We start from the raw sequence: 16,379 nt of genomic DNA on the forward strand, positions 1-16,379 counted from the left end.
ATCGATAATAATCGATGTTTATAGGGGTTTATTTTTGGCTAATTTATTTTTACGCTTTTAAAGTCGATTTTTATCGGATATAAACTGCCTCAGCCCAGGTCATGATCAAACCGCCTCGGCCTTGCCCTTTTTCTGTCATCGACCGATGCCACCCTCGGTCCTTTGCTGCTGCCCAGGAGATGATCCATGAGCCGTATCGTTACCGTCGCCGCAACCCAGATGGCCTGTTCCTGGGACCTCGAAGCCAATATCGAGACCGCGGAAAAGCTGGTCCGCGAGGCCGCCGCCAAAGGCGCGCAGATCATCCTGATCCAGGAACTGTTCGAGGCCCCGTACTTCTGCCAGAAGCCGAACCCGGACTACCTGCAGCTGGCGACTCCGGTGGAAAGCAATGCGGCCATCGCACATTTCCAGAAAGTCGCCAAGGAGCTGCAGGTGGTGCTGCCGATCAGCTTCTATGAACTGGCCGGGCGGGCGCGTTTCAACAGCATCGCGATCATCGACGCCGACGGCAGCAACCTCGGGATTTATCGTAAAAGCCACATCCCGGACGGCCCCGGCTATCACGAAAAGTACTACTTCAATCCGGGCGACACCGGCTTCAAGGTGTGGAACACCCGCTACGCGAAAATCGGCGTGGGCATCTGCTGGGACCAGTGGTTCCCCGAGTGCGCCCGCAGCATGGCGCTGCAAGGCGCACAGATTCTGTTCTACCCGACCGCCATCGGCAGCGAGCCCCACGACAAGAGCATCTCGTCCCGCGACCACTGGCAGCGCGTGCAACAAGGCCACGCCGGCGCCAACCTGATGCCGCTGATCGCCAGCAACCGCATCGGCAACGAAGAGCAGGACGGCTACGACATCACCTTCTACGGCTCGTCGTTCATCGCCAACCAGTTCGGCGAGAAGGTTGAAGAACTGAACGAGACTGAAGAAGGTATTCTTGTCCACAGTTTCGACCTCGACGAGCTGGAACACATTCGCAGCGCCTGGGGTTCGTTCCGCGACCGTCGGCCGAACCTGTACAGCGCGATCAAAACCCTCGACGGTTCCCTGGAGTCCTGAACCCATGACCACTTTGCACAGCACCCCTCGCGCCGACGGCTTCTACATGCCCGCCGAGTGGGCGACGCAGACCCAGACCTGGATGATCTGGCCCGAGCGCCCGGATAACTGGCGCCTGGGCGGCAAGCCGGCGCAAGCCGCGCACGTAGCGGTGGCCAAGGCCATCGCCCGCTTCGAACCGGTAACCGTGGCAGTGTCCGCGGGCCAGTATGAAAACGCCCGGGCCCGCCTGGACGTGCCGAATATCCGCCTGGTGGAGATGTCCAGCGACGACGCCTGGGTCCGCGATACCGGCCCGACCTTCGTCATCAACGACCAGGGCGAAGTCCGTGGCGTGAACTGGGATTTCAACGCCTGGGGCGGTTTCGACGGCGGCCTGTATTCGCCGTGGAACCGTGACTCGCAGGTCGGCGGCAAGATCCTCGAGATCGAGCGCAGTCCGCGTTACCGTACCGAGGGCTTCGTGCTCGAAGGCGGCTCGATTCACGTCGACGGCGAAGGCACGGTGATCACCACCGAGGAATGCCTGCTCAACCGCAATCGCAACCCGCACATGAACCGTGCCGAGATCGAAGCGGTGCTCAGCGCCAACCTGGCTGTGGATAAAGTCATCTGGCTGCCGGATGGCCTGTACAACGACGAAACCGATGGCCATGTGGATAACTTCTGCTGCTACGTGCGTCCGGGCGAAGTACTGCTGGCCTGGACCGACGACCCGCAGGACCCGAACTACCCGCGCTGCCAGGCGGCGCTGAAAGTGCTGCAAGACAGCACCGACGCCAAGGGTCGACCGTTCACGGTGCACAAGATGCCGATTCCCGGACCGCTGTACGCCACCGAAGAAGAGTGCGCGGGCGTCGACCCGGTGGATGGCACCCAGGAGCGTAATCCGTCGGTGCGCCTGGCCGGTTCCTATGTGAACTTCCTGATCGTCAACGGCGGCATCATTGCCCCGAGTTTCGACGATCCCCTGGATGCCCAGGCCAAGGAAATCCTGCAGAACCTGTTCCCGCAACACGAAGTGGTGATGGTGCCGGGTCGCGAGTTGTTACTGGGGGGCGGAAATATCCATTGCCTTACCCAACAGCAACCGGCGCCGCACAAGGTTTGAGTGTTGTTGTAACAGCCCATGACGCCTGATTGACGGGCGGTTATATGGATCCAATCCGGCGTCGCCCGGCAAGCCCGCAGCCCTGATGGACTGCGGGTTTTTTTGGATCCGGAAGCTGGCAATTGCGAGACCTTGGCATAGCTCTTGTATCTCTCGCGAGGTCAATCCGAGGCGGGTGGAACTGCGATGTTCTGTCATAAACCTTGGATAAGTTAGCCGCTCACAAACCGGGAGAGAACGCTGGAAATGAATAGGGTCAGCGAGCGGACTTCCGCAATAAATAGCGAGTCGCTTCAGGTTCTGGCGCAATGGTTGAAGTGCAATGGAACGCGACAGGTCCGGGAAACCGACCCGCGCCGGATGATCCTCGATCGTTACCCGGCTGGTTTGTTCAGCGAGGCGGAACTCGAAGCGTTGTGGGATGTGTTGGAAGGATAGGCAAACAACGGATTGATAAAAGCGCTGCCCGGATGGCAGCGCTTTTTTTTGCGCGAATGTAGCCGCTGCCGAAGGCTGCGATCGGCCGCGCAGCGGACGCGAATCTGCCACCGCGATCCGTCAGCAGGAAGGGTGTAGCCGGGTTTTGCGCCGGCTGCGCCGTCGATCGCAGGCTGCGCCAGCGGCTACAGGGAGTGAGCAGGGTACAAGGTCGAGGTTTTTGTAGCCGCTGCCGAAGGCTGCGATCGGCCGCGCAGCGGACGCAAAGCCGGCCACCGCGCTCAGGCGATGGCGGCCGTATCCATGGCTGCTTTTTAGAAGCTGTAGGTGCCGGTTACCACCAGGCTGCGTGGATCGCCGAACTGGATCTGCCCGGCGCTGGTGGCCGAGGAGTAATACGTGCGGTCGCTGATGTTGTTCAGCGCGGCCCGCAGGTCCCAGTCCTTCTGCCGGAAGCCGGCCAGGGCGTCCCAGCGGCCATAACCCGGAAGCATCACGGTGTTGGCGTTATCGGCATAACGATCGCCCACCAGGGTCAGGCCGGTCTCGGCGTACCAGCCCATTTCCGGCTTCCAGGTCACGAACAGGCTGCCATTGCGCTTGGCCACGTTGTTCACCCGGTTGCCCTCGTCACCGTTGTTGCTCTTGACCACCGTCGCGTCCTGCAGGCCGATGCCGCCGCGGATCGACCAGTTGCCGACGATCTTGCCGGCGGCGGTCAGTTCCACGCCGCGGGAGCGCTGCAGGCCGGTCAGCAGGATCACGTTCGGGTCTTCCACGCTGCGGCTGCGACGGTTGTAGAGTTCCAGCTCATAGACCGCGAGCGTGGTGCTGAAGCGGTCGTCGAGCCAGTCGCTCTTGACCCCGATTTCCTTCTGCCGGGTGCGCTCGGGGCTCAGGTCGTTGCTGTTGCCGTTGGCATTGGGGGTGATGCCGATCAGGCCACCGCCGACCGGCGAGAAGCTCTTGCTCCAGGAGGCGTAGAAGGAGTGGTTCTCCAGCGGGGTCCAGACCACGCCCAGGCGCGGGCTGGTGCTGTGGCTGTCGCGGTCGTCCTTGATATCCAGCAGTTTGTTGTGGGTCTCGACGTTGAAGTTGTCGTAGCGCAGGCCCGCGAGCACTTGCCACTGATCGTTCAGGCGCAACTGGTCCTGGACATACACGGCGCGGCTTTCCACCTCGCTGTGGTTGTAGCTGGACGCCACCATTTTCCCGGTATGCCGCATGTTTTTATCCGGGTTGAACGGGTCCAGGGACGGCACGGCCTGGCCACCGGCGCTGACCGCCGCTGCGGTATAGAGCTTAGGATCGCGTCGCTGGCTGCCCAGCTCGACACCCGTCAGCACCCGGTGCTCGAGGCCGAAGGTATCGAAGGTGCCTTCGACTTCGAGGTTGTTGTAGAGGTTGCGGGTGTTCAGGTCCTGCTGCCAGCGCTGGCGGTTCACCCGCTTGGTGCGGCTGTCGTAGCCGGTCTGGTAGGTGTTGTCGAAATCGCTGTTGAGCTTGAACAGGCTCAGGGTATGGCGCAGTTGCCAGTTGTCGTTCAGCTCGTAGCTGAGCTTGGAGCGCAGCGACTGGGACTTGTCGTCGATGTAGTCGCGCGGGTCGCCGTACGTGGTGTCGCGACTCACGTCCGCCGGGCGCCCGTCGATCCCCGGGATGCCGCGGTCCGGCGTGCGGTTGTAGCGGCTGTACTCGTACTGCACCAGCCAGTTCAGGTCCGGCGTCAGCTGCCAGCTCATGGACGGCGCGAACAGCTGGCGACTGCCACTGACGCCGTCGCGGAAGCTGTTGTTGTCCTGGTTGCCCATGTTCAGGCGCAGGCTGATGTTCTCGCTGGGGTCGGCGCTGAGGTCGGCATACAGGCTGCGCAGGTCTTCGCTGCCGCCTTTGACTTCGACGCTGGAGTGGCGGCCGAACTGCGGCAGCTTGCTCACCCGGTTGACGATCCCGCCCTGGCTGCCACGGCCGTAAAGCACCGCCGCCGGGCCCTTGAGCACCTCGATGCGCTCGATGTTGTGCAGGTCGCGCACGTACTGGCTGTCGTCACGGACGCCGTCGAGGTAGAAGTCGTTGCTGGCGTCGAAACCGCGAATACGCAGGCTGTCGAAGCGGGTGTCGGCGCCGCTGCTGACGTTGGGAATGCCGCTCAAGGCCGTGCCCAGGTCGTTGATGCCGTAGTCCAGCAGGTTGCTGGTCTTCACCGAGTCGATGGCTTGCGGCACGTAGCGCACCGGCGTGGCGGTGCGGGTCGCGGTGCTGACTTCCTTGACCCGTGGGTCGTCGGCATCGACTTGCGCGCTGATGGCGGTAGCCGGCAGGGTGGTCGGGGCGGCGCAGGTGAAGCCGGCCGTCAGCGAGGCGCAAAAGCCAAGGGTGAGGGGAGTCAGGCGGAAGGGGGCAGGCATGGAAAAACGCATCCAGAAGGGGAAAGAAACAGTCGGCGCGAATGGTAATGCTTGCTATTTACTTTCGTTAATTATTCTTGAAAAGTTCCCTGGGTGGATTGTTTCAATTTGTGTCTTGATTGAAATGCAGTGGATACACGGCCGATTCGACCGATTCCCGAAACAGACTAAAAGCCATTCCAGCGTTTTTCGCCGTGGGCCACAGGCATAGTCTGCCGCCATCGAATTTATCGGCCTTTGTCCCGGAGCCTTGCATGTCGGCAGCGACCCTTCATTACATCTACGATCCTTTGTGCGGCTGGTGCTACGGCGCCAAACCGCTGGTGCAGGCGGCCCAGGCAGTGCTGCCGGTGGTGGCCCATGGCGGCGGCATGATGACCGGGCGCAACTGCCAGCAGGTTTCGCCGCAACTGCGCGACTACGTCATGCCCCATGACCGGCGCATTGCCGAATACACCGGGCAGCCGTTCGGCGAGGCTTACTTCGAAGGTTTGCTGCGCGACTATTCGGCGCTGTTCGATTCGGCCCCGCCGATTGCCGCGGTACTGGCGGCGCAGGCGCTCGCCGGGCGCGGCCTGGAGTTGCTCGGGCGCTTGCAGACGGCCCACTACGTTGAAGGGCGCCGCATCGCCGATGTCGATGTTCTGTTGGAACTCGCCGAAGGCCTGGGCTTTGAGCGCGGCGAGTTCGAGGAAGCCTTCGAGTACGCCGCGGCGAACAGCCTGAACGAGCACATCAAGGCCAGCCGTGCCTTGTTGGCCCGGGTCGGTGGCCAGGGTTTTCCGACCCTGGTGCTGGAGCAGGACGGTCAGTTCAGGCTGCTCGATATCAGCCCCTGGCTGGGCAAGCCGCAAGCGTTCGCCGCCTGGCTGAGCGAAGCCTTCGGTTCGCCAGAGGTCGAGCTTTCACCTAGCCTGCAGGCCTGTGGCCTGAACGGTTGCGCCCTTTGAACCCCCACTTAATTTGCGGAGTCGCCCATGGATAACCTGGCACTGATCAAAAGCACCTACGAAGGCGCCAACTCCCAGGAGAACGCGAAAAACACCGCCGCCGCCCTGGCTGCGGATGCGCGCTGGACCGAAGCGGCAGGTTTTCCCTACGCCGGCACCTACGTCGGCTTCGATGCCGTGGTGGAGAATGTCTTCAAGCGCCTGGCCACCGAGTGGGAGGGGTTTGCCTTCACTGTCGAGAACTATGTGGCCCAGGGCGACAAGGTGTTCGCCTACGGCAACTACAGCGGCGTCTATAAAGCCACGGGCAAACCGCTGAATGCCCGCGTGGCCCATTTGTGGACGTTGAAAGATGGCAAGGTCACGCACTTCGAACAGTTCGTCGACAGCCATACCGTGCAATTGGCCATCAAGGATCGTTAAGTTCTTAGACGATTTTTGCCTATTTTCAGACGATTCTTGAAATTGACACACTGTTCAGGGCGCGGATAGGATTCGCGCCAACGCCTGTGGCCAACGGCCATGACCTTCCAATAATAAAAGGCCCACCGCGATTCTTCGTGGGTGGGTCTTTTTGTTCTGGCCTGAAAAAAGAGCGCTTAAGCGCCGTTTCAAAGGAGCACCACAGCGCGTCATCAACCCGTAATAAGGAAAATAAAATGTTGAACAAGCGGATCGGTCTGATCGCACTGGGGATTCTGAGCAGTACTCAAGTTATGGCTAACGACCAGGCTGAGTCCAAGGGCTTTGTCGAAGACAGCAGCCTGAAAATTCTGCTGCGCAACGCTTACATCAATCGCGACAAGAAGAACGGTAACGATGACCAGCGCGAGTGGGGTCAAGCGGCCATCGGTACCTTCTCGTCGGGCTTCACCCAAGGCACCGTCGGCGTGGGCGTCGATGCCTTCGGCCTGTACGGCCTGCGCCTGGATAAAGGCAGCCACAGCGGCGGCCAGGGCATCGACTTCTTCAAGCCAAGCGAAGGCGGCAACAAGAGCCCGGCAGGAGACCTGGCCAAGGCCGGCGCCGCGGTCAAATTCCGCCTGTCCAACACCGTCCTGACCTACGGTGACCAGATGCCGGCCCTGCCGGTACTGAGCTACGACAATGGTCGTCTGCTGCCGGAAAGCTACACCGGTACCCTGATCACCTCCAAAGAGATCAAGGGCCTGGAGCTGAACGCCGGTCGTTTCACCGCCGAGTCGCGTAAAAGCGCCGAAGGCCGTGACAGCGGTGGCCTGAAGTCGATCAACGTATTGGGCGGCAGCTACCAGTTCACCGAACAGTTCAAGGGCTCGCTGTACGCTTCCGACGTCGAAGACGTGCTGAAGAAGCAGTACGTGAACCTGAACTACGTGTTCCCGCTGGCCACAGATCAGTCCCTGACCTTCGACTTCAACGGTTATCGCACCAAGCTGGACAAGTCCTACGCCGAGTTCAAAGAAGCAGGTGGCCAGGACAACAAGATCTGGAGCCTGGCAGCCACCTACGCCACCGGCCCGCACTCCTTCACCCTGGCGCACCAGCGCAGCACCGGCGACAGCAACCTGGGCTACGCCTACGGCGGCTACCAGAAAGAGCAGCACCGTGTGGGCGACGGTGGCAACACCATCTACCTGGCGAACTCCTACTGGTCCGACTTCAACGCGGAAGACGAGCGCAGCTGGCAGCTGGGCTACGGTCTGGACTTCGGCGCCTTCGGCGTACCGGGCCTGACCTACAACCTGGCCTATGTGCGTGGTGACAACATCACCGCCACCAACAGTGAGGGCGCCACCACCACCGGCGGTACCGAGCGCGAAATCTTCAACCAGTTCAAGTACGTGGTCCAGAGCGGCCCGGCCAAGGACCTGAGCGTCAAGGTGCGTAGCTCGATCCTGCGTGTATCGCAGAAATCCAGTGGCTACAACGACAGCGGTAACGAACTGCGTGTGTTCGTCGACTACCCGATCAACGTGTTCTGATAAACGCCTGATCGCGGCCTGATACTGGGCCGGCAATAGCAAAAGCCCCGACTGGTTCGGGGCTTTTTTGTGGGTGTTGCCCCGTCCAGCACCGCGGCTCCCTGTAGCCGCTGCCGCCAGGCTGCGATCGGGCGCGAAGCGCCCGTTGAGGATTTGGGGCCGCTTTGATTTGTCAGGTCGCTCAGGGCTGTTGCGCCTGAAAGCTCTGCAGATAAGCCAGCAGATTATCGATCTTCTCCTGATCGCTCAGCCCCCAGAAGATCATCCGCGTACCGGGCACCACGGCCTTTGGGTCTTCGAGGTAGGCGACCAGCTTGTCGCGGGTCCAGACGATGCCGGAGGACTTCATCGCGTCGGAGTAGTGATAGTCCGCCACGCTCCCCGCGGTGCGCCCGAAAATGCCATTGAGCTGCGGCCCGAAAGAGCTGCGCACCGAAGGCCCGATATTGTGGCAGCCGCCGCAAATGCGCTTGAACAGCTTGCCACCGGCCTCGGCATCGCCCACTGCTTCTGCCTGGGCATGGAGCGACAGCAGGCTAAGCATCAGGGCCAAGGTCAGGGCTGCGGTGTTTTTCATGTTCGGCTCCGGATCGGATGTGGCGGGTGGCAAAAAACGCGGGGGCTATTTGAGCATGGTTGGCAGGTGTTGGGGATGGCCATCAGGGGAAAGGGACGTGGTAATGCCACAACCTCCTGGCCTTGTGTCGTGTCGGGGCCCGGCGGCGCACGTCCGACGAGGCGCACTATACTTTTCAGAAGATTTGCCCCGGGGATAGAGGCAATGTTCCAGCAGGCTTGGGAGGAGGGTTAGGCATCGGTGTGGCGCTGCGGTTGGGCGACGTTGCGTTTGCATGGCCACAGAACAACCGGCACAGGAAGACGAGAAAATGGCGATAGCAATCATCCTGGTTCTAGTCGTTGTCGCTTCGGTGCTGTTTCACCTGCTTGCTCCCTGGCACATGACGCCGGCTGCCTCCAACTGGGGGTCGATAGACACCACGCTGCTGATCACCCTGGTCATCACCGGAATCTTTTTCATCGCCATCACGCTGTTCATGGCCATCGCCGTGATTCGCTTCCGTCATCGCGAAGGTGCCCGGGCGCACTACCAGCCGGAAAGCCGGAAGCTGGAAGGGTGGCTGGTCATCCTCACTTCATTGGGCATCATCGGCATGCTCGCGCCCGGCCTGGTGGTCTACAACGATTTCGTCCAGGTGCCGCAAGAGGCTACCCAGCTCGAAGTGGTTGCCCAGCAGTGGCAGTGGGCGTTTCGCTTTCCCGGGCGTGACGGAAAACTCGGCAAGGCGGATGTCAAATGGATCGATCCCGGCAATCCCTTCGGTCTTGATCGCAATGACCCTGCCGGGCAGGACGATGTGCTGATCATGAACAATGAAGTGCGCCTGCCCATCGATCGGCCGGTAAAAGTCCTGCTGCGGGCAAAGGATGTACTGCACGATTTCTATATTCCGCAGATGCGCGCGAAGATGGATATGGTGCCGGGCATGGTGTCCCACTTCTGGTTCACCCCGACCCGGCTCGGCAAGTTTGAAGTGCTGTGCGCCGAGTACTGTGGCGTGGGCCACTACAACATGCGCGGCCATCTGGTCGTCGAGGAGCAGGGCGCTTTCGACCAATGGTTCGCCAGCCAGCCGACCTTTGCCCAGACGCTGACGAACGTCGCCACGCCGAGCCGGGACAGCCTGCTGGAAAAAGGCCGCCAACTGGTGGAAAGCCATGGCTGCCGCGCCTGCCATAGCCAGGACGGCAGCACCAGCCTGGGCCCGGGCTGGAAGGACCTGTACGGCCGCTCGGAACAGCTGGCCGATGGCAGCAGTGTCCAGATCGACGAAGCCTACCTCAAGGAGTCGATTCTCGAGCCGCAGGCCAGGCTGGTCCAGGGCTATCCGCCGGTCATGGTGGCCTATACTTTCAGTCAAGATGAACTGGCCGCCGTGGTGGCTTTCATCAAGTCGCTGAGTGCCGTGGGGCAGAAAGAACAAGGCCCTGCAGACGCACAGAATGAGCTGGCGGCGCAGGGACAGCGGCTGGCCGAATCGCTGGGTTGCCTGGCCTGCCACAGCGTCGATGGCAGCCAGGGTATCGGCCCGGGCTGGCAGGGTTTGTACGGCAAGACGCAAACCCTGGCCGATGGTTCTCAGATCAAGGTCGATGAGGGCTACCTGAAGGATTCCGTGCGCCAACCCGGCGCTGCGATCGTCAAGGGTTACGCCGCGGTGATGCCGACCTTTACCCCCAATGACAAGGAACTGGACGCCCTGATCGCCTTCATCAAGTCGAAAGCTGCTGTCGACGCGGATGCCGGCAAGGTGGAATCGGGCAAGTCGCCGTAACTAGCCGGAAATGCTCCGAAACTTACCGGAGGATGACCTGATGGCTTATGTCGAGCATGCAGAAACAGAAGTCCTGCACGAACCGAAGAGCTTCTTCACGCGCTATATCTGGAGCCAGGACCACAAGGTCATCGCCATCCAGTATTCCTTGACGGCGATCTCCGTGGGGCTCGTCGCCCTGGTGCTGTCCGGCCTGATGCGCATGCAGATCGGCTTTCCCGGCAGCCTCGAGTTCATGGACGCCAGCACCTATTACCAGGCGATGACCCTGCACGGCATGATCATGGTCATCTACCTGCTGACGGCCCTGTTCCTGGGCGGCTTCGGCAACTATCTGATTCCGCTGATGATTGGCGCCCGGGACATGGTCTTCCCCTACGTCAACATGCTGAGCTTCTGGTTCTACCTGCTCTCGGTCCTGGTGCTGCTTTCCAGCTTCTTCGTCCCGGGCGGGCCCACCGGGGCGGGCTGGACACTCTATCCGCCGCAATCCATCACCCAGGGCACCCCGGGTACCGAATGGGGCATCGTGTTGATGCTGGTATCGCTGGCGATCTTCATTGTCGCCGCCACCATGGGCGGGCTGAACTATGTGACCACGGTGCTGCAGGCACGTACGCGCGGCATGACGCTGTTTCGCATGCCGCTGTCCGTCTGGGGCATCTTCATGGCCTCGATCCTGGCCCTGCTGGCCTTTCCGGCCTTGTTCGTCAGCGCGGTGATGATGCTGTTCGACAGGCTGCTGGGCACAAGCTTCTTCATGCCGGCGGTGATCTCCATGGGGCAGCAGCTCGCGCATCAGGGTGGCAGCCCGATCCTGTTCCAGCATCTGTTCTGGTTCTTCGGCCATCCGGAGGTCTACATCGTCGCCCTGCCGGCGTTCGGCCTGGTCTCCGATCTGATCAGCACCCACGCGCGCAAGAACATCTTCGGTTACCGCATGATGGTGTGGGCCATCATTGCCATCGGCGTGCTGAGCTTCGTGGTCTGGGCGCACCACATGTACGTCAGCGGGATGAACCCGTACTTCGGCTTCTTTTTCGCCGCCACCACCTTGATCATCGCCGTGCCGACCGCGCTGAAAGTCTACAACTGGGTGCTGACCCTGTGGCATGGCGACATCCACCTGACGGTGCCGATGCTGTTCGCCCTGGCCTTTATCGTCACCTTCCTGGTCGGTGGCCTCACCGGGTTGTTTCTCGGCAACGTGATTGTGGATATCCCGCTGTCGGACACCTACTTCGTGGTGGCTCACTTCCATATGGTCATGGGGGTCGCGCCGATCCTGGTGATATTTGGCGCCATCTACCATTGGTTTCCGAAGATCACCGGGCGCCTGATGAACGACACCCTGGGCAAGCTGCATTTCTGGATAACTTTCCTGGGTACTTACTGCATCTACTTCCCCATGCACTACCTGGGGCTGTTGGGCATGCCTCGGCGCTATTACGCCTGGCAGAACTACGACTTCATCCCGCAATCGGCGCAGCAGCTGAATGCGTTCATCACCGTTGTCGCGCTGACGGTCGGGGTATGCCAGCTGTTGTTCCTCTTCAACCTGGCCTGGAGCGCCTTCAAAGGCAAGCCGGCGGGCCCGAACCCATGGGGGGCGGCCAGCCTGGAATGGCAGACGCCGGACACTCCGCCCGTACATGGCAACTGGGGGCCGGAGCTGCCGGTGGTGCACCGTTGGGCCTATGACTACAGCGTGCCCGGGATAGAGCAGGACTTCGTGCCACAGACGGTTTCTGCCCAGGAGTTGGAGCAGATGAGGCAGAACAGCGCAGAAGCCAGGATAGCGGGCGAAAGACCATGAACGGGCCGCTATTGAAAAATACTGAAAGCGCCGGCGCCGGCGGCCGTTGGAGCCAGCCCCCCGACCACTCTCGGGGACCGGCAGGCCTGGACAGGGTGAAAGCCGCAAAAGTGGGCCTGCGCATGTTCCTGGTGGTGGTGACCTCGCTGTTCCTGCTGTTCCTGCTGGCCTTCATCGCGCGTTCGCAAATGGCGGACTGGCAGCCTCTGACCGAGCCCCTGGCGCCGCTGGCCAGTGCCCGGCAACTCTGGCTGAACACGCTCCTGCTGGTGCTGGGCAGTATCAGCCTGCAGTGGGCGCGGCTGGCCGCCCGGCGGGATGCATTGAACGGGGCCACCCTCGGCTTCGCCCTGGGCGGAGTCTTCGCGATCGCCTTTCTCGGGGGGCAACTCTGGGTCTGGAAGCAGTTCGTCGACTGGGGCTATTTTGTCTCCGCCAATCCGGCCAACAGCTTTTTCTATCTGCTGACCGGTGTACACGGGTTGCACCTGCTGGGAGGCCTGGTGGCGTGGGGCAGAGTCGGCGCCAGGTTCCTGCGCCGCGTTCCGCTGTCGCAACTGGCGCCCAGCGTGGAGCTCTGCGCGATCTATTGGCACTACCTGCTGGGGCTGTGGATCGTCCTCTTCGTCCTGCTGACCAGCACGCCGGAAACCTATCAAGCCATCGCCGCATTCTGCGGCCTGAGGTGAAGCCATGGCATTGCCCTCAGCAACCCCTCCGGAAAGTTCCGTCCCACCCCCACCCGATACGCTGGTAGCGGGGTGGAAGAGCATCGCTACCGACTGGGCCTCGGATCAGGATGTGTTCAAGCGGGTGCCCTGGGGCAAGGCGATGATGTGGATCTTCCTGCTCAGCGACACCTTCATCTTCACCTGCTTCCTGACCGGCTACATGTCGGTGCGCATCAGTGCCACCGTCCCCTGGCCGAACCCCAGCGAAGTGTTCGCCCTGACCATCGGCGGCGTTGAAATCCCTCTGATCCTGATCGCCATCATGACCTTCGTGCTGATCAGCAGCAGCGGCACCATGGCCATGGCCGTGAACTTCGCCTATCGCCGTGTACGCGGCAAATGCGCGGCCCTGATGCTGGCGACCGCGGCCTTCGGTGCGACCTTCGTCAGCATGCAGGCGTTCGAGTGGAGCAAGCTCATCGCCGAAGGCGTGCGCCCCTGGTCGAACCCCATGGGCGCCGCGCAGTTCGGCGCCAGCTTTTTCATGATTACCGGTTTCCACGGGCTGCATGTATCGGTCGGCGTCATCTACCTGTGCATCGTCGCCTTCAAGGTGTTGCGCGGGGACTACGAGCGCTCCGGCAACTATCAGATCGTCGAGATCACCGGGCTGTACTGGCACTTCGTGGATCTGGTGTGGGTATTTATCTTCGCTTTCTTCTACTTATGGTGAGCCCGCAGAGGAGTACCGGCGATGGCACATGCACAAGGTCAACAGCATCCACTGAGCCTGTACCTGAAGATCTGGGGGCTGTTGTTCGTACTCAGTACCCTGTCCTACCTGGTCGACTACTTTCACTTCCAGGGCTACTTCAGGTGGTCGCTGATCCTGGTCCTCATGTTGTTGAAGGCCGGCCTGATCGTTTCCATCTTCATGCACATGGCCTGGGAGCGCCTGGCGATGGTCTACGCCATCCTCGTCCCGCCGTTGTGCCTGCTGGTGCTGGTTGGCCTGATGGCCGCCGAGGCGGACTACGTGTTTTCCACCCGGGGGATTTTCCTCGGGCAATGACCGGCTTCCGCCTCCAGCGTTCAAGCGCCGCAGCGTCCTATATCGTGCGCTTGAACTGATGCCATTTCTGCAGCCAGGCCACTATCCAGTGAGGCGCTGCTGCGCCGGTCCCGGCGACCTGCAGTTGTGGGTGATGGCTGATGACCTGATCCAGGATTGGCTCCTGAGCGGGTTCGACGTCCACGAAGAAAATGTGCTCGCCGTCCCTTACTGTCTTTTTCAAATTGCTGAAGTGGGCATTGGGCACCTGGATACCAAAGAAGCCGCCTTCCCAGATACAGAAGCCCAGGATCACGATCGCCAGGAAGATGAACGGCACCCAGCCTGCCGCGGACTCGGTCCAACCTGCCAGATAAGCACCGAGCAGTACCAATGCCGCGAGCGGTATGCCAATGACCGCGCCAATCTCGCCGGAGTGAACGACATCCTGCTTCATGAGTGAGTTCACATCATGCAGGTGATGCTGTTCCACATCCGCATCCCGGTCGCTGAGCACATGAATCTGCTCGGTACTGATGCCGCTGGCTTCCAGTTCGCTTTCAACGGTTTCCAGCTCGTCGAGATTATCGCTGATGTAAAAGTGTCGGTTCATGAGTCACCTCCTACTTCATCGTCGCAGAGGCCCCCATTTTTTCTGCAGTCGTTATCTGAAATTCCAGAGCGTTTTCCTGCCGCTCTGGATAACACCGCACGCTGATCGCTAGCTAAAAAAGTATAGCACCGCCCCTGTCAACGCCTTGCCGGCCGGGGGCTGCGGGCACATAGGGCAATCTGAGGGGCGTGAGTCATTCTGTTCGAATTGGCCTGGTGAAGTGGGTATTAGCGGTTTGTTGCCCGTAGGAAATCTGGCAGCCCTTGTGCTTAAAGCCTGCCGAGCTTTTGTGCATGCCTTGTAGGGGACAAATGATTGGCCTTCCGGAGAAATTTCATCGGCATGGGGTTGCGTCGAAATACTGTATGTATGTACAGTTATTTTGACTGGAATTCTATCCAGTTCAACTCAATGCAACATGTTTCCATGGAGAAAATTTATGAAGGGAAGCTTTATCCGTTTTGTGCTTTCGCTCGGCCTTGCTGCTGGGGCTGTTGGCGCAGCTCACGCTGATAGTTCGCCTGTTGGCTTATGGCGGATGTCGACGTTCACCATTCCAGGCGGAGCTGCGGCGACTGTTCAGACGGTTTGCTTAAAAGCCGATAACACGTGGTATTCCACAAGCGAGCCAAATTGGAACGGCAACTGGTTCAAGAACGAAAAAGATGTCCATTGGTATGGAAGTATTCCTATCTCCCAGATCGGTACCATTGCGAGCATGGCGATGGGTAAGCTGGACAGCCCTACCGCCATGACAGGCAATTATGCGGAGTGGACCGCCCCCGGTACTCCGCCCCTGTCTTTCGATAGGCATTTCACTTATTCGATGGTTTTTCTACAGGCTGACTGCCTGCCACCAAAGCAATGATCAGCAAGTTTGGGAGTAGCTAAAACTGGCGGCCTCTATAACTCTTTTGAATTGAGCTTTGCCGATAGAGCGCGATGCCTCATTTGGGCACGTTGATCAAGATGGATGCCGGCTTACTCGTATTGCAAGATCAGTTGTCCGCTCCCGGATAGCCGGACCGATGTGCGACGGAGCCACGATTATGTTTTGTATGAGCGGCAGGTGTGGATAACTCAAGAGCCGCTAGAACAATGTACGTCTGGTAGAAACAACAAAGCCCTCGCATCGTTGCGAGGGCTTTGTTCTGTAGAGTGCCACGCCGGGAGTCGAATCCAGACACTGCTTATGCAGTGTCTGCTTCAGCGCTCACCTGGCGATTTGTTACTTGCTCAGTTTGACCGCCAGCTGGGCCACGTACTGGCCTTGATGACGGGCGATCTCCAGTTCACGAGCATCGGGCTGGCGCGAGCCGTCACCACCGGCAATGGTGGATGCGCCATAAGGCGTGCCACCGCCGACACTGGATGTATCGAACAAGGCTGGCGAGCTGTAACCGATGGGCACAATGATCATGCCGTGGTGAGCCAGGGTGGTCCACGTGGAGGTAATGGTCATCTCCTGGCCGCCGCCGGTACCTGTCGAGGTGAATACACTGGCGAGCTTGCCAACCAGGCCGCCCTTGGCCCACAACCCGCCGGTCTGGTCGAGGAAGTTGCGCATCTGGCCGGACATGTTGCCGAAGCGGGTCGGAGTACCCAGGATGATTGCGTCGTAGTCGCCCAGCTCGCCTGGTGTGGCAACCGCAGCGCTCTGATCCACTTTGCCATGGGCAGCCTTGAAGGCTTCCGGGTCCATGGTCTCGGGTACGCGTTTGAGGGTGACTTCAACCCCGGGAACGCTCCGGGCGCCTTCCGACACGCTCTGGGCCATTGTTTCGATATGACCGTACATCGAATGATAAAGAACCAATACCTTAGCCATGCGTACTTCCTCTTGAGGTGTGTCTTGAGCTGACTGACTGCCCGTCAAGTAGGCGATCAGGTTAGTTATCCATCCCACTGTTTCACCCTGCATCTGCGTGAGTCGTGGCG

17 protein-coding genes are annotated in these 16,379 nt (G+C 60.5%); 13 read left to right on the forward strand and 4 right to left on the reverse strand.

What is annotated here, in order from left to right; all coding sequences use genetic code 11:
• Positions 1–186 precede the first annotated feature (186 nt).
• The 3 genes from aguB (at position 187) to AC3RCP_RS02775 (ending at position 2,614) form a co-directional block, all read left to right on the forward strand.
• Positions 187–1,065, forward strand: a complete 879-nt coding sequence (gene aguB, locus AC3RCP_RS02765; protein ID WP_150048479.1) for an N-carbamoylputrescine amidase — start codon at positions 187–189, stop codon at positions 1,063–1,065.
• 4 nt (positions 1,066–1,069) lie between these two features.
• Positions 1,070–2,176 (forward strand): agmatine deiminase, encoded by a 1,107-nt coding sequence (aguA, locus tag AC3RCP_RS02770; RefSeq protein WP_150048480.1) that lies wholly within the window; start codon positions 1,070–1,072, stop codon positions 2,174–2,176.
• Between the two features lie 246 nt (positions 2,177–2,422).
• Positions 2,423–2,614, forward strand: a complete 192-nt coding sequence (locus tag AC3RCP_RS02775) for a hypothetical protein (protein WP_009041729.1) — start codon at positions 2,423–2,425, stop codon at positions 2,612–2,614.
• 314 nt (positions 2,615–2,928) lie between these two features.
• On the opposite strand, the gene AC3RCP_RS02780 is transcribed toward AC3RCP_RS02775, so the two are convergent.
• Positions 2,929–5,022: a TonB-dependent receptor gene (locus AC3RCP_RS02780; protein ID WP_101336529.1), complete on the reverse strand. Its 2,094-nt coding sequence runs from the start codon at positions 5,020–5,022 to the stop codon at positions 2,929–2,931.
• On the opposite strand from AC3RCP_RS02780, the gene AC3RCP_RS02785 reads away from it, so the two are divergent.
• From AC3RCP_RS02785 to AC3RCP_RS02800, 4 genes are all read left to right on the forward strand, one after another.
• The gene (locus AC3RCP_RS02785) at positions 5,021–5,233 is read left to right on the forward strand and encodes a hypothetical protein (protein WP_157832231.1); all 213 of its coding nucleotides are present in this window, start codon (positions 5,021–5,023) and stop codon (positions 5,231–5,233) included. The two genes, AC3RCP_RS02780 and AC3RCP_RS02785, sit on opposite strands and share 2 nt — an antisense overlap.
• 43 nt (positions 5,234–5,276) lie before the next feature.
• Positions 5,277–5,972, forward strand: a complete 696-nt coding sequence (locus tag AC3RCP_RS02790) for a DsbA family protein (protein ID WP_053259286.1) — start codon at positions 5,277–5,279, stop codon at positions 5,970–5,972.
• A gap of 27 nt (positions 5,973–5,999) precedes the next feature.
• Complete coding sequence (locus AC3RCP_RS02795; protein ID WP_007922537.1) at positions 6,000–6,395, forward strand: nuclear transport factor 2 family protein; 396 nt, start codon at positions 6,000–6,002, stop codon at positions 6,393–6,395.
• A gap of 236 nt (positions 6,396–6,631) precedes the next feature.
• Positions 6,632–7,936 carry an OprD family porin gene (locus AC3RCP_RS02800; RefSeq protein WP_007922539.1) on the forward strand — a complete coding sequence of 435 codons (1,305 nt, stop codon included), beginning with the start codon at positions 6,632–6,634 and terminating at the stop codon, positions 7,934–7,936.
• Positions 7,937–8,117: 181 nt separating this feature from the next.
• Here AC3RCP_RS02800 and AC3RCP_RS02805 read toward each other — a convergent pair whose 3' ends face one another.
• Positions 8,118–8,513, reverse strand: a complete 396-nt coding sequence (locus AC3RCP_RS02805; protein WP_053259289.1) for a c-type cytochrome — start codon at positions 8,511–8,513, stop codon at positions 8,118–8,120.
• Positions 8,514–8,823: 310 nt separating this feature from the next.
• Between AC3RCP_RS02805 and AC3RCP_RS02810 the strand changes: the two genes are divergently transcribed.
• From AC3RCP_RS02810 to AC3RCP_RS02830, 5 genes are read left to right on the forward strand one after another with little or no spacing between them, the layout of a single operon-like run.
• Positions 8,824–10,290, forward strand: coding sequence for a c-type cytochrome (locus AC3RCP_RS02810; protein WP_492571690.1), 1,467 nt, complete (start codon positions 8,824–8,826; stop codon positions 10,288–10,290).
• 40 nt (positions 10,291–10,330) lie between these two features.
• On the forward strand, positions 10,331–12,106 hold the full coding sequence (gene ctaD, locus AC3RCP_RS02815) for a cytochrome c oxidase subunit I (RefSeq protein ID WP_053259291.1): 1,776 nt from the start codon (positions 10,331–10,333) through the stop codon (positions 12,104–12,106).
• Complete coding sequence (locus tag AC3RCP_RS02820) at positions 12,103–12,795, forward strand: cytochrome c oxidase subunit 3 (protein WP_492571689.1); 693 nt, start codon at positions 12,103–12,105, stop codon at positions 12,793–12,795. The genes ctaD and AC3RCP_RS02820 overlap by 4 nt, the downstream gene beginning before the upstream one ends.
• A gap of 4 nt (positions 12,796–12,799) precedes the next feature.
• The gene (locus AC3RCP_RS02825; RefSeq protein ID WP_492571688.1) at positions 12,800–13,510 is read left to right on the forward strand and encodes a heme-copper oxidase subunit III family protein; all 711 of its coding nucleotides are present in this window, start codon (positions 12,800–12,802) and stop codon (positions 13,508–13,510) included.
• A 21-nt stretch (positions 13,511–13,531) separates the two neighbouring features.
• Positions 13,532–13,849 (forward strand): cytochrome C oxidase subunit IV family protein, encoded by a 318-nt coding sequence (locus AC3RCP_RS02830; protein ID WP_007922565.1) that lies wholly within the window; start codon positions 13,532–13,534, stop codon positions 13,847–13,849.
• Between the two features lie 37 nt (positions 13,850–13,886).
• On the opposite strand, the gene AC3RCP_RS02835 is transcribed toward AC3RCP_RS02830, so the two are convergent.
• A complete protein-coding gene (locus AC3RCP_RS02835; RefSeq protein ID WP_053259294.1) occupies positions 13,887–14,441 on the reverse strand; it encodes a hypothetical protein in 555 nt (184 codons plus the stop codon).
• A 439-nt stretch (positions 14,442–14,880) separates the two neighbouring features.
• On the opposite strand from AC3RCP_RS02835, the gene AC3RCP_RS02840 reads away from it, so the two are divergent.
• Positions 14,881–15,309, forward strand: coding sequence for a hypothetical protein (locus AC3RCP_RS02840; RefSeq protein ID WP_087089649.1), 429 nt, complete (start codon positions 14,881–14,883; stop codon positions 15,307–15,309).
• Between the two features lie 360 nt (positions 15,310–15,669).
• Here the strand turns inward: AC3RCP_RS02840 and wrbA are convergent, their stop codons facing one another.
• A complete protein-coding gene (gene wrbA, locus AC3RCP_RS02845; RefSeq protein ID WP_085533433.1) occupies positions 15,670–16,269 on the reverse strand; it encodes an NAD(P)H:quinone oxidoreductase in 600 nt (199 codons plus the stop codon).
• Between the last annotated feature and the right edge of the window lie 110 nt (positions 16,270–16,379).

It is taken from the genome of Pseudomonas sp. GW822-FHT05A08, from assembly GCF_058800485.1.